The sequence below is a fragment of the Sulfitobacter sp. M39 genome (assembly GCF_021735935.1).
In the GTDB taxonomy this organism is placed as follows: Bacteria; Pseudomonadota; Alphaproteobacteria; order Rhodobacterales; family Rhodobacteraceae; genus Sulfitobacter.
Map to the genome: position 1 here is coordinate 1,806,960 of NZ_WMDZ01000001.1, position 12,932 is coordinate 1,819,891.

General features: G+C 62.2%; 12 protein-coding genes. 6 read left to right on the top strand and 6 right to left on the bottom strand.

What is annotated here, in order from left to right:
• Positions 1–41 precede the first annotated feature (41 nt).
• Genes GLP43_RS08775 through cysG form a run of 5 tightly spaced genes read right to left on the bottom strand, consistent with a single transcriptional unit; the run spans position 42 to position 4,584 of the window.
• Entirely contained in the window at positions 42–455 is a 414-nt protein-coding gene (locus GLP43_RS08775; RefSeq protein ID WP_237279009.1) for a DUF934 domain-containing protein, read from the bottom strand.
• A complete protein-coding gene (locus GLP43_RS08780; protein WP_237279010.1) occupies positions 452–1,240 on the bottom strand; it encodes a phosphoadenylyl-sulfate reductase in 789 nt (262 codons plus the stop codon). Before GLP43_RS08780 ends, GLP43_RS08775 begins: the two co-directional genes overlap by 4 nt.
• Positions 1,230–2,894: a nitrite/sulfite reductase gene (locus GLP43_RS08785; RefSeq protein ID WP_237279011.1), complete on the bottom strand. Its 1,665-nt coding sequence runs from the start codon at positions 2,892–2,894 to the stop codon at positions 1,230–1,232. The genes GLP43_RS08780 and GLP43_RS08785 overlap by 11 nt, the downstream gene beginning before the upstream one ends.
• Entirely contained in the window at positions 2,894–3,190 is a 297-nt protein-coding gene (locus GLP43_RS08790) for a DUF2849 domain-containing protein (RefSeq protein WP_237279012.1), read from the bottom strand. The genes GLP43_RS08785 and GLP43_RS08790 overlap by 1 nt, the downstream gene beginning before the upstream one ends.
• Entirely contained in the window at positions 3,190–4,584 is a 1,395-nt protein-coding gene (gene cysG, locus GLP43_RS08795) for a siroheme synthase CysG (RefSeq protein ID WP_237279013.1), read from the bottom strand. Before cysG ends, GLP43_RS08790 begins: the two co-directional genes overlap by 1 nt.
• Positions 4,585–4,725: 141 nt before the next feature.
• Here cysG and GLP43_RS08800 point away from each other — a divergent pair, with 141 nt between their 5' ends.
• Positions 4,726–5,187, top strand: coding sequence for an Lrp/AsnC family transcriptional regulator (locus GLP43_RS08800; protein ID WP_005853026.1), 462 nt, complete (start codon positions 4,726–4,728; stop codon positions 5,185–5,187).
• An 11-nt stretch (positions 5,188–5,198) separates the two neighbouring features.
• Here GLP43_RS08800 and GLP43_RS08805 read toward each other — a convergent pair whose 3' ends face one another.
• Positions 5,199–6,383 carry a cytochrome P450 gene (locus tag GLP43_RS08805; protein ID WP_237279014.1) on the bottom strand — a complete coding sequence of 395 codons (1,185 nt, stop codon included), beginning with the start codon at positions 6,381–6,383 and terminating at the stop codon, positions 5,199–5,201.
• Positions 6,384–6,454: 71 nt separating this feature from the next.
• Here GLP43_RS08805 and GLP43_RS08810 point away from each other — a divergent pair, with 71 nt between their 5' ends.
• From GLP43_RS08810 to GLP43_RS08830, 5 genes are all read left to right on the top strand, one after another.
• Positions 6,455–8,221, top strand: coding sequence for an ATP-binding protein (locus tag GLP43_RS08810; protein WP_237279015.1), 1,767 nt, complete (start codon positions 6,455–6,457; stop codon positions 8,219–8,221).
• Complete coding sequence (locus tag GLP43_RS08815; RefSeq protein WP_237279016.1) at positions 8,218–9,447, top strand: sigma-54-dependent transcriptional regulator; 1,230 nt, start codon at positions 8,218–8,220, stop codon at positions 9,445–9,447. The genes GLP43_RS08810 and GLP43_RS08815 overlap by 4 nt, the downstream gene beginning before the upstream one ends.
• A 248-nt stretch (positions 9,448–9,695) precedes the next feature.
• Positions 9,696–10,697 (top strand): DctP family TRAP transporter solute-binding subunit, encoded by a 1,002-nt coding sequence (locus GLP43_RS08820; protein WP_237279017.1) that lies wholly within the window; start codon positions 9,696–9,698, stop codon positions 10,695–10,697.
• Positions 10,698–10,809: 112 nt separating this feature from the next.
• On the top strand, positions 10,810–11,490 hold the full coding sequence (locus GLP43_RS08825) for a TRAP transporter small permease (protein ID WP_237279018.1): 681 nt from the start codon (positions 10,810–10,812) through the stop codon (positions 11,488–11,490).
• 4 nt (positions 11,491–11,494) lie between these two features.
• The gene (locus tag GLP43_RS08830; RefSeq protein WP_037944059.1) at positions 11,495–12,871 is read left to right on the top strand and encodes a TRAP transporter large permease; all 1,377 of its coding nucleotides are present in this window, start codon (positions 11,495–11,497) and stop codon (positions 12,869–12,871) included.
• The last annotated feature ends 61 nt before the right edge of the window (positions 12,872–12,932 follow it).

Consider the following 12,932-nt stretch of genomic DNA (forward strand, 5'->3'; position numbering starts at 1 on the left):
AGGGAGGGGGCAGGGAAAGCATCTTGGGGCGAAAACCCCGATCAGCCGCGCAAACGCGCCTGATAATTATGCTCTTGCCAGTTTGCACGGGCCAGCCATTGGTCCTGCGGTTGACGGGCGGCCAGATCATCGGGAATCTCGACCTCGTCAAAGCCCGAGCGGCGCGCCATGGTGTATTGGTCCGCAATCACATGCCCATGCGCCCGCAGCCGCCCGGTGTAGCCACGCAACCGCAGCTGGCGCGCGATGGTAAAGCCACGCCCGTCTGCGGAACTGGGGAAGGCCACGCGGATCATTGAGATCGCACCATCAACAGGGATCGTTTCCGGCTGCGCGTCAGAGGGGACGTCAAGGGCGGTCGCACCCGCTTCTACGCCTTCAGCAGCATCGAAGGGGGCGTAGGGCGTGGCGAAATCATCCGCCACAAACCCTTGATCATTGATCAACTGTGTCATGTCTTTGCTCCTGTGCGGACCATCTTGCCATCGACAAAATGGATGCCGCATTCTTCTTTTTCAATGTTTCTCCAGCGGCCGGCGCGGGGGTCTTCGCCCGGTTTCACCTTGGTGGTGCAGGGGGCGCAGCCGATGCTGGGGTAGCCTTGGGCCACCAGCGGGTGCCGGGGGAGGCGGTTTTCGTCGATATAATCCGACACGTCGGAGGCCTGCCAATGAGCCAGCGGGTTTACCTTGATCCGCGCAGGTGCATTGGCGGGGGTTTCGACCTCGAAGAACGGCAGGCTGGCGCGGGTGCCGGACTGGAACCGCTTGCGCCCCGTGATCCAACCGTCGAACCCCTCTAGCGCGTGCTGCAGCGGCACGGTCTTGCGGAAGGCACAGCAGGCGTCCGGGTCGCGCAGATGCAGCGTCCCGTCGGGGTCTTTCTCTGCCACGTCCTGCGCCCGGATCGTCTGCACATTGCGCAGCCCCAACCGTTCGCTCAGCTCTTGCTGATAGACCAGCGTTTCGGCGAACAGCATCTCTGTGTCGATGAACAACACCGGCAGATCACGTTTCACCATAGAGGCAAGGTGCAACAGGGCGACGGATTCCGCCCCGAAGCTTGAGACAAGCGCCAGATTGGGCACGTTGTCGATCGCGGCACGCAGCACGTCGGTGGCGCTGTGATGGCGCAGGCCATCGTTCAGCTTTTCCACCTGACGGGTCAGCGCTGCGACGCGGTCCGGCCCTTCGGGGAGGATTTTTTCCCCATTTGGAAGTGTCAGTTGATCACGCGGCATTGGCTTGTGCTTCCGGGTAGAGGACGGCCTTGAACGGGGCAAGACCGAGGCGACGATAGGTTTGCAAGAAGGTCTCGCCCGCGTCGCTGCGCAGGTCGAGGTAGCCTTTTACCAACCGTTCAATCGCCGGAATAATGTCGTCGGCGGAAAAGCCCGGACCGGCGCGCTCTCCGATGGCGGCGTTTTCGGTGCCGTCACCGCCCAGAGTGATCTGGTAGTTTTCGACACCGGCGCGATCGAGTCCGAGAATCCCGATGTGGCCCACGTGGTGGTGGCCACACGCATTGATGCAGCCCGAGATCTTGATCTTGAGCGGACCGACATCGTGTTCCAGCTTCAGCTCGTCAAAGCGGGTCGCGATTTCCTGGGCAATCGGGATCGAGCGGGCTGTGGCCAGCGCGCAGTAGTCCATGCCGGGGCACGCGATGATATCGCTGATCAGGCCGATATTGGCCGTGGCAAGGCCGACCTCTTTCAACGCCGCGTGCAAGGCGGGCAGGTCGCCGCGGTGCACATGGGGCAGGATCACGTTCTGCTCGTGGCTGATGCGCAGTTCGTCATGGCCGTATTCAGCCGCCAGTTCCGCCATACGGTGCATCTGCTCCGTTGTGGCGTCGCCCGGGGTCTTGCCATGGGCCTTGAGGCTGATCGACACGATCGCGTAGGACGGATCGCGGTGGTCGGTCAGGTTGGTGTCGGCCCAGCTTTTGAACACGGGATCACTGTCATAGGCAGCAGTATAGGCGTCCGTCGGGGCGGTCTTGAACGTCGGGCTGGCGAAATCCGCCTCGATCCGCGACAGCATCTGTTGGTCGACGCCGGTGAACTGCGGACGGATCAGCGCATAGCGGGCGTCCACCCGTGCGCGGATGTCGTCGATGCCGTTCTCATGCACGGTGATTTTGATCCGCGCTTTGTATTTATTATCGCGGCGGCCCAACAGGTTGTAGACCGAGACGATGGCCTCGAGCGTGGGCAGCAGGTCTTCGGAGCTGACGAAGTCATACAGCACCTTGCCGATCATCGGGGTCCGGCCAAGGCCGCCGCCGACGATGACTTGATAGCCGATCTCGCCATCTTTCTCGACGATTTGCAGGCCGATATCATGGGCTTTGATCACCGCACGGTCATGGGGCGCGCCAGAGACAGCGACCTTGAACTTGCGCGGCAGGAACTGGAATTCGGGGTGGTCGGTGGACCACTGCCGGATCAGTTCGGCCACGGGGCGCGGATCGGCGATTTCATCCGCGGCGGCACCGGCGAAATGGTCGGCGGTCACGTTGCGGATGGTATTACCGCTGGTCTGGATGGCGTGCATGTTCACTTCGGCCAGCGCGTCCAGCATATCAGGGACATCACGCAGCTGGGGCCAGTTGTACTGGATGTTCTGGCGCGTGGTAAAATGGCCGTAGCCCTTATCCCATTTGGCAGCAATATCGGCCAGCTTGTGCATCTGGCGGCTGCTGAGCGTGCCATAAGGGATCGCGACGCGCAGCATATAGGCGTGCAGCTGCAGATAGAGCCCGTTCATCAGGCGCAGGGGCTTGAATTCATCCTCGGTCAGGGAGCCGTCGATGCGGCGTTCGACCTGCGCGCGAAACTGTGCGTTGCGTTCGGCGATGAAGGCATCGTCAAATTCGGTGTAGCTGTACATTATTGAACCTCCTGCTTGCCGTGGGTGTAGTTGCTTGGACCCTTGGCGCGGAATGCTTCGCGGAAATGCGATGGCTTGGGTGTGTCGGTGCTGATGTCGACATCGGCCAGATAGGCCCCGACGGTCAGGTCGGCTTGCTGGATCGCATCGATCAGCCGCACGTCGGCGTCAGCCTCGTCGGTCAGGACTTCGGCCTCTTCCAGTTTGCGGGTCCAGCCGGTGGCGGTCTGGTAGATCACATCGCCTTCCAGCAAGGCATTGGCGGTGACGACTTTGGGGGTGAAGGGCTTGGCCATTATGCCATCTCCTCTTGGAAAAATTCGGTTGTGGCACGGGCTGCAGCACGCGGGGCAAGGCCGTAAAAGGTAAGAGCGGGGCCAGCGAGGGCAGCCGCGGCAAGGTCAGTGGGCAAGCGGTCCAGCGTGGTTTCGACGATACGCTGGTTGGCGCGGGAGGCGTTTTCAACCAAGGTGACAGGCGTGCTGCGGTCCGCGCCATGCATCAGCAGGCGGCCTTGGATGAAGCGTGCGGATTTCTTGCCCATATAGATCGCGGCGACCTCGCCGGGACGCGCGAGCGTGGCCCAATCATGATCAGCAAACCCCTTCATATCGTGACCCGTCAGGAACCGGACCGAAGCGTTGCGCCCGCGTTTCGTGAGACTTTGCCCAATAGTGGCCACGGCGGCAGAAGCAGAGGTGATCCCCGGCACGATGTGCCAGCCGATGCCATGGGCGTCCACGGCGTCGATCTCTTCGTCCAGGCGGCCAAAGATAGTGGCATCGCCGGATTTCAGACGCACCACCTGTGCCCCCGTTTGCGCGTGTTCGACCAGCAGATCGTTGATGGTTTCCTGCGCGGTGGAGGGGCCGAAGCCTTCCTTGCCCACGTCGATCATCAGCGCCTCGCGGCGGGCGAGCTCGAGGATCTCGGGGCTGATCAGCCGGTCGTAGATCACCACATCGGCCTCGTCCAATGCGCGGCGCGCCTTGAGGGTCAGCAGCTCGGGGTCACCGGGGCCGCCGCCGACAAAGGCGATGTGGCCGGCGCGTGCAGCTCGGGACTGGTGGTCGGCCAACAGCGTGGTCAGCGCGTTTTCAACGGCGGCCTTGCCATCTGCCACGGCGCGGGGGCCGGCGGCAAAGTAATAGTCACGCCAGAAATCGCGGCGCGGGCGGCCAAAGGGCAGGGCGTCGGCCATCTTGCGAAAACCCTTGCCGATCCGCGCCAGTGTTCCCAGCGTTGTGGGCAGGCGTTCTTCCAGATCAGCCTTGATCGCACGGGCCAGCACGGGGGCGGCGCCTTCGGTGCCGATAGCGATGGTTACGGGGTCACGGTCCACGATGGCGGGGGTGATAAAGGCGCTGTCGTCCAGATTGTCGACGATATTGACCAAGGCCCCTTCGGCACGCGCAATCGCGGCGGTGCGGGCGTCTTCGGTCTCGTCTTCATCGGCAGCGTAGAAGAGTTTCGCACACAGCACATCGCCGTGGCGCAGTGCGCGGGTGTGCAGCGTCAGGCGGCCCGCATCGGCCCATGCCGCGATCTCGGGCGCGGGGGTCGGGGCGAAGACGCTGATCTTGGCTTCGGTCTTGAGCAGCAGGCGCAGCTTGGCCAAAGCCGCTTCGCCACCGCCAGACAAGACGATGCGCTGGCCCTTGGTGGACAGGTAGATTGGGAAATGATCCATGTGGTTCGGTCCTTGCGCTTAGCTTGAGCTCTATATAGGAAATAATTCCAATAAGGCGCTAGGTGTCTGGGGATATAAGGACGCACGTTCCATTCAGCCTTGCAAACAGAACAACAGACCACAGAGTGAAGGAAAAGCAGAATGGATGTTCGGATCGATGACGTGGACCGGAAAATTCTAGCGCAGTTACAACGCGATGCCAGCCAGTCCTTGGACGATATCGCGCGCGAGGTCGGCAGTTCCAAGACCCCTGTGTGGAACCGGATTCGTAAACTGCGCGAGGCAGGGGTGATCGGGCAGCATACGGTTGTGCTGGATGCAGAGGCGCTTGGCTTCGAGGCGTGTTTCTTCGTGTTGATCCGCACGTCGTCCCACGAGGCCGACTGGCAGGCGGCGTTCCTCAAGGCGTTGAAAAACCGTCCCGAAGTGCAAGAGGCGCACCGGCTGGCGGGGGACATCGACTATATCCTGAAGGTCCGCGTCAAGAACGCCCGCGCCTATGATGCCTTTTATCAGGCGCTGATTTCAGAGGTCCGCGTGCACAACGTCACAGCGCTGCTGTCGATGGAAGAGATCAAATCGACCACGATGCTGCCGCTGTAACGCAGGGCCGCTTACAGCGTCACCATCAACCGTTCCAGCTTGTGGAAATGGTAGGTGTTGGCAAAACGCGGGGGCTCGGCCAGTTGCAGGTTCGGCGCATGGTCAAAAAGCGCACGCAACGCGATCTGCATTTCCAGCCGCGCCAGCGGCGCGCCGACGCAGAAATGCAATCCACCGCCAAAGGCCGCATGGGCCTTGGCCGGACGGGTCGGGTCGAACACATCGGGCCGGTCGTAAAGCGCAGGATCACGGCCCGCGGCCCCCAGCACCAGTGCGATTTTGCGGCCCTTTTCCAGCGTGACGTCACCCAGTTCGATATCCTCGTAGGCGAAACGTTCAAAGACATGCAGGGGCGGGTCGTAGCGCAGGATCTCTTCAACCGTGGCGTTGATCGCATCGGGGGCGAGGGCGCTAGCGGGGGTGTTATTTTCCAGCAAGCAGGCGATCCCGTTGCCAAGCGCGTGGACCGTCGCCTCGTGGCCTGCGTTCAGCAGCAGGATACAGGTGCCGATCAGCGCATCCGTGCTTAGTTTTTCGCCGTCTTCTTCGGCGGCGATCAATTGGGTGATCAGATCGTCACGCGGGTCTTGGCGCCGTTCGTCGACATAGCGGCGCAGGAAAGCGGTGAAATCGGCGGCGGCGGTATTGGCGGCCTCTTCGGTCGCGCGGGTCCGGCCGATCTGGTAGACGGCGACCATATCATTGGACCAGCGCAGCAGGTCGGGCCACATATCCTCGGGCACGCCTAGTAGCCGCGCGATGATGCGCACGGGCAGTTGGGTGCAAAAAGCGGGGATCAGGTCAAAGGCTTCGCCCTTGGGCAGGTCGGCCAGCAGGGCTTGGGCGATCTCTTCGATCTCGGGGGCAAGGCCGGCAATCCGGCGCGAGGTAAAGGCGCGCAGAACCAACCCGCGCAGACGGGTGTGGGTCGGCGGCTCAAGCTCGAGCATCGATTGGTCTTCCACCGCATAGAAGTCGCGCATGTGATCGGGCGTGGGCTTGCGCTGGTCTGCTGGGATCTCGCGGCCCAAACGGCGGTCGCGCAGCAGGGCCTGCACCGTCGCCGCATCAAAAGCGGCCATCATCCCGTAGTCTTGCCAGAACAGCACAGGGCCCTCCGCACGCGCACGTGTATAGGCGGCATAGGGGTTTTGGACGAAGTCGGGATCAAGCGGGGAAAGGTTCAGTGTTTTCATGGGGCCTAGCAATAGCTGCGGCTCTGGTCTTTGCAAGCGGGTCTGTGCCAAATAACGCCATGACCTCTGGAATGCGCCGCCGCGTCGCGACCTTTGTTTTGTTTCTGATCACCGTGTCGGTCCTCTCCGGCGGGGTTTGGCGCTATGCCTATCTGCAAGGGCTGGACCAGCTGCGCGCGCGCGGGCAGGCGGATCTGTCGCTGGTGAGCGACCGTCTGGTCGGGCAGCTGCAGCGATACCGTGATCTGGCGGTGTTTCTGGCGGATCACCCGCAGGTGACGCAGGTGCTGGACCGGCGGCCAGCGGTCGAGGCGCAGGCGTTTTTGCAAGAGGTCGCGGATAAGACCACGGCGCTGGATGTGCAGGTGCTTGACCGATCCGGCGATGTGATCGTCGCGGCACTTGGCGCGGAAGCGGTGCGGGTGCCGCGGGCGGATCAGCGCTTTGTCCAGCGGGCGCTGCGCGGGTCGCTTGGTTGGGGGCATGGCCCCGCCGCGCCCTTGACCGACCGCGCCTATTTCCATGCCGCCCCTGTCTTCGCGCCTGATGGGCAGGTGCGCGGTGCCGTGGTCGTTTCGACCGATTTGAACGGCATCGATTATGACTGGCGCGGCAGCAATGCGGCGGCGTTTTTCACCGATACCGACGGGGTCGTCCAGATCGCCAACCGGTCAGAGCTGCTGTTCTGGGCCCGACCAGACGGGGCGCAGGGGTTGGTGCCGCCGGATGGTGCGGCGCGCGATTTCGCGGTGTCTGACGTGCGCGGCCACGAGATCTGGCATATGGGCTGGGGGCCGTATCTGCCGGACGCCGCCTTGCATCTGACCCGCGCCTTGCCGGTGGTGGGGATGACGGGCGAGGTGCTGCTGGATATCGAGGGCGCGCAACGTTTGGCACGGGCACAGGCGGCGGCGGTGGCCGCGCTTTGCCTTGCCTTTGGCGCGCTACTGTTTCTCGCGACCGAGCGCCGCCGCGCCTTGTCAGAGGCGAACGCGGCGCTTGAGCGGCAGGTCGCCAAACGCACCGCCGCACTGAACGCCAGCAACACCGAATTGCGCCGCGAAGCGACCGAACGGGAAGAGGCGCAGGCCGCACTGCGCCGCGCGCAGGCGGATCTGGTGCAAGCGGGCAAACTGTCGGCGCTTGGCCAGATGTCGGCGGGCATCAGCCACGAGCTGAACCAGCCGCTGATGGCGATCCGGTCCTTTGCGGAAAACGCGGTGCAATTCCTTGAGCGTGACCGCCCCGACCGGACGGCGGAAAACCTGACCCGCATCTCGCAGATGGCCGACCGGATGGCGCGGATCATCCAGAACCTGCGGGCCTTTGCGCGACAGGAAAGCGTGCCGCAGACCCGCGTGGATGTGACCCGCGTGGTCGCCAGTGCGGTGGAGCTGACCCAAAGCTATCTGCGCGACGCTGGCGTGACCCTTGACTACCAGCCCGCAAATGCCCCCGTCTGGGTGCGTGGTGGCGAGGTGCGCTTGGGGCAGGTCTTTGTAAACCTCATCACCAACGCCGTCGATGCCATGAGCAGCAGCGACACCAAACGGCTGAGCATCACCATCGATCCCGCCGACCCCGTGCGGGTGCAGTTCCGCGACACCGGACCGGGGATCGAGATGCCGGACAAGGTGTTCGACCCGTTCTACACGACAAAATCCGTGAGCGGCGGTGCCGAGGGTGCGATGGGGGGCATGGGGCTGGGGCTGTCGATCAGCTATGGCATCGTGCAAAGCTTTGGGGGGGATATCCGCGGCACCAACCTTGACGCGGGCGGTGCGATGTTCTCTGTCACGCTGGAACGCGCCGATACGGGCGAGGAGGGGCAGGGATGAGCAGAACCGTTCTTTTGGTCGATGACGATGCCTCTGTCCGCGAGGCGCTGGCGCAGACGCTGGAGCTTGCCGATATTGATGTTGTAGCCACGGGGTCGTTCGTGGCTGCCAAAGATAGGATCACCGAACGGTTCGACGGCATCATCCTATCGGACATGCGCATGCCCGGGCGCGACGGGTTTCACCTGCTGGCCTATGCCCATGAACAGGACCCCGATCTGCCGGTGATCCTGCTGACGGGCGAAGGTGACATCCCCATGGCCGTGCGCGCGATGGAGGCAGGGGCCTTTGATTTCCTTGAAAAACCCTGCGCCCCCGCCGCGCTGGTCACGGTGATTGAGCGCGCACTGAAAACCCGCGCGCTGGTGCTGGAGAACCGTCGCCTGCTGCATATCGTGGAAACCGGCGATCCGGCGGCGCGGATGATTTTCGGGTCGTCGGATCTGTCAGAGCGGCTGCGCGACAAGGTGCGGCGGGTGGCGCAGGCCAATGCCGAGGTGCTGGTCACCGGCCCGTCGGGGTCTGGTATTTCCAAGGTAGCAGAGGTGATCCACCTGTCCTCGCGCCGGTCCAAGGGGCCGTTCGCCAAACGCGCCGCCGCGGGGCTCAGCCCCGATGATGTGAGCGATGCGCTGCACGCTGCGTCGGGCGGGTGCCTGTTTCTGGACGAGGTCGCACAGCTTCCCGCGCAGACGCAGCTAAGCTTGGTCGAAGCGCTTGAGGAGGTCCCCGATGTGCGTCTCATTGCGGGCAGCGTACGCGAGCTGCAGTCGTTAGTGGCCGAGGGGAAGTTCCACGTAGACCTCTATTATCGGCTTGAAGTCATGACCGTGCGCATCCCGTCGCTGGCTGAACGCCCCGAGGATATCGCCACGATGTTCCGCCGCTACGTCGATCAGGCGGCAGAGCAGTCGGGCGTGCAGCCGCCCGAAGTGACGCCGCAAATGATCGCGGGGTTGATGGCGCGGGACTGGCCCGGCAACGCGCGCGCGCTGATGTCAGAGGCGATGCGCTTTGTCATGGGGGTCTCGGACGAGGTGACGCCGGATGCGAACCTTGGGCTGGCGGACCAGATGGCGCAGGTGGAACAGTCCCTGCTGCGCGCGGCCTTGCGCCGTGCCGAGGGGCAGGCGAGTGCGGCGGCGCAGGCGCTGAAACTGCCGCGCAAGACCTTCTATGACAAGCTGGCCCGCTACGGGATTCGGCCCGAGGACTTTCGCAGCTAGCCTGTGCGGATTTTCGCACATCTGCGCTGCGCGCTGTGCGGTTATCCGCACAGGCAGCGTGTATCGCGTTGGTTTGTAACCTTAACTGTGTGCGATAACGCTTTGATAAATAATATATTTAAAGTGACCTTCATCTTTCAACCTCTCTTGCTTGTGAGGTCGGCGAAATAACGCTCTAGTAACGCCACCGCATTTGGAACGACCGGATGCCGAGACTTGAAAAACAGTTCTCTGGGAGGAGACATCACATGAAATTCCTGACAACCACTCTGGTGGCTATGACCCTTTCCGTAAGCGCCGGTGCTGTTGCCGCGGCGTGTGACGATGGCGAAGTCGTCATCAAGCTGAGCCACGTAACCAACACAGACCGTCACCCCAAAGGCATCGCCGCTTCCTTGCTGGAACAGCGCGTCAATGACGAGATGAACGGCAAAGCCTGCATGGAAGTTTTCCCGAACTCCACGCTGTACAACGATGACCAGGTTCTTGAAGCGCTGCTGCAAGGCGACGTTCAGATGGCCGCGCCGTCGCTGTCGAAGTTCGAGCAGTTCACCAAGCAATTCCGCATCTTCGATCTGCCCTTCATGTTCAAGGACATCAACGCTGTAGACGAGTTCCAGAACTCCGAAACCGGTGTTGCGATGAAAGAATCCATGACGCGCCGTGGTCTGCTGGGGCTGGCGTTCTGGCACAATGGCATGAAGCAGATGTCGGCAAACAAAGCACTGAACCTGCCGTCGGATGCCAATGGTCTGAAATTCCGCGTGCAGAACTCTGACGTGCTGAAGGCCCAGATGGCGGCAATGGGCGCATCGCCCCAGCCGATGGCCTTCTCGGAAGTTTACGGCGCGCTGCAAACCGGCGTTGTCGACGGTCAGGAAAACACCTGGTCCAACATCTATGGCCAGAAGTTCTTTGAGGTGCAGGACGGGACAACCGAAACCAACCACGGTGTTCTGGACTACATGCTTGTGACCTCCACCGACTGGTGGGACAGCCTGGACGCCGATGTGCGTGACCAGCTGGCGACCATCGTTCAAGAAGTCACCGACACCCGCAACTCTGAATCGTCCAAAGTGAACGCCGAAGCCAAACAGGCGATCATCGATGCCGGTGGTGTGGTCCGTGAACTGGACGAGACACAGCGCGAAGCCTGGGTCACCGCGATGAAGCCCGTTTGGGAAGAGTTCACCGCAGACGTTGGTCAAGAAAACATCGACGAAGCCCAAGCGATCAACGCCAAGCACTAAAACCTGTTCTGCCCCGTCTGGCGACGGACGGGGCATATCACTTGCGTCAGGCCCCGACATGCCCCGCGGCGTGCGGGCCTGATCCACTCTCCTCTCACAGCGGAGCATTTCCATGTCACATGGTGTTCAATCTCATTCTGCGCTCGGGCGCATTGTCAACGAGCTTGAGGAAACGGCGATTGCCATCATCCTTGGTCTGATGACGCTTATCACCTTTATCAACGTCGTCCTGCGCTATGGTTTCAACACCGGCATCATCTGGGGGCTTGAAGCGGTGACCTTCCTGTTCGCCTGGCTGGTGCTGTTTGGCATGAGCTATGCGGTCAAGGTCACGGCGCATCTGGGGGTGGACGCGGTCGTGAACCTGTTTTCGCTGCCCAAACGCCGGGTGCTCGCGCTGGTTGCGGCAGTGATCTGCGTGGTCTACGGGGCCTTGCTGATGAAAGGCGCGTGGGATTACTGGGCCCCCTTCGCGGGGCTGGACGCCACCACAGGCCGCTGGTTCCCCACAGGTTTTGCCGATAGCCGCGATCAAGCGTGGTATGAAACCGTCGATCTTCCCATGCCGGATTGGCTGCGCTTTATCGAGCCGATCATGAACGAGGGCGAGACCTATGGCAAACTGCCACGGTTCATCCCGTATTTCATGCTGCCCTTCGGCATGGCGCTGCTGTTGTTCCGTTTCATCCAGGCCGGTGCGCGTGTCTTTACCGGACAGGCCACAGCGCTGATCGTCAGTCACGAGGCCGAAGATGATATCGAAGCCGTCAAACACATGAACGCGGAGTCCTGAGCGCATGGAAGTCCTTATCCTATTTACCATGATCGTCGGGCTAATGTTGCTGGGCGTTCCGATTGCCGTCAGCCTTGGCTTCTCGTCGATCGTCTTTTTGCTGGTGCTGTCCGACAGCTCGCTTGCGTCCATCGCGCAGACCTTCTTTCAGGCGATGGCGGGGCATTACACGCTGCTGGCGATCCCGTTCTTCGTGCTGGCGTCGTCGTTCATGTCGACGGGCGGCGTGGCCAAGCGGATCATCCGTTTCTCTATCGCGCTGGTCGGGCATTTCCCGGGTGGTCTGGCGATTGCGGGTGTCTTTGCCTGTATGCTGTTCGCCGCCCTGTCGGGATCATCGCCCGCCACAGTGGTTGCCATCGGGTCCATCGTGATCGCGGGGATGCGGGAAACCGGCTACACCAAGGAATTCGCCGCCGGTGTCATCGCCAACGCGGGCACCCTGGGCATCCTGATCCCGCCGTCCATCGTGATGGTTGTCTATGCCTCTGCCACTGATGTGTCTGTTGGCCGGATGTTCCTTGCGGGCGTTATTCCGGGTCTGATGGCGGGCACCATGCTGATGCTGACCATCTACATCATGGCGCGGGTCAAGAAGCTGCCACAGGGCGAATGGCGCGGCTGGGGCGAGGTCTTTGCCTCGGGGCGTGAAGCGGGCTGGGGGCTGATGCTGATCGTGATCATCCTTGGCGGTATCTATGGCGGTATCTTTACCCCGACCGAAGCCGCCGCGGTGGCTGCTGTCTATGCCTTCTTTATCGCGGCCTTCGTCTATCGCGATATGGGCCCGCTGCATGTGGAAGGCGAGGGGCGCAACCTGTCGCTGATGCGCAAGCCGATGGCGCTGGTCACTGTCTTCTTCCACCGCGATACCCGCGATACGCTGTTCGAGGCCGGCAAGCTGACCGTCACCCTGATGTTCATCATCGCCAACGCGCTGATCCTCAAGCACGTGCTGACCGACGAGCAGATCCCGCAGCAGATCTCTGCCGCAATGCTGAGCGCCGGTTTCGGGCCGATCATGTTCCTGGTCATCGTCAACGTGATCTTGCTGATTGGCGGGCAGTTCATGGAGCCCTCGGGCCTGTTGATCATCGTCGCCCCGCTGGTCTTCCCCATCGCGATTGAACTGGGCATTGACCCGATCCACCTGGGGATCATCATGGTGGTCAACATGGAAATCGGGATGATCACCCCGCCGGTGGGTCTGAACCTCTTTGTGACCTCGGGCGTGGCGAATATGCCGATGATGAATGTGGTCAAGGCCGCGCTGCCCTTCACCGTGGTGCTGTTCATCTTCCTGCTGATGGTGACCTATATCCCGGTCATTTCGACCTGGCTGCCGACCCTGATGATGGGGCCGGAGATCATCACCCGCTAGCGCGGAGGATCACCAGAGAAACGAAAAAAGGCGGCGCACCCCATCGGATGCGCCGCCTTTT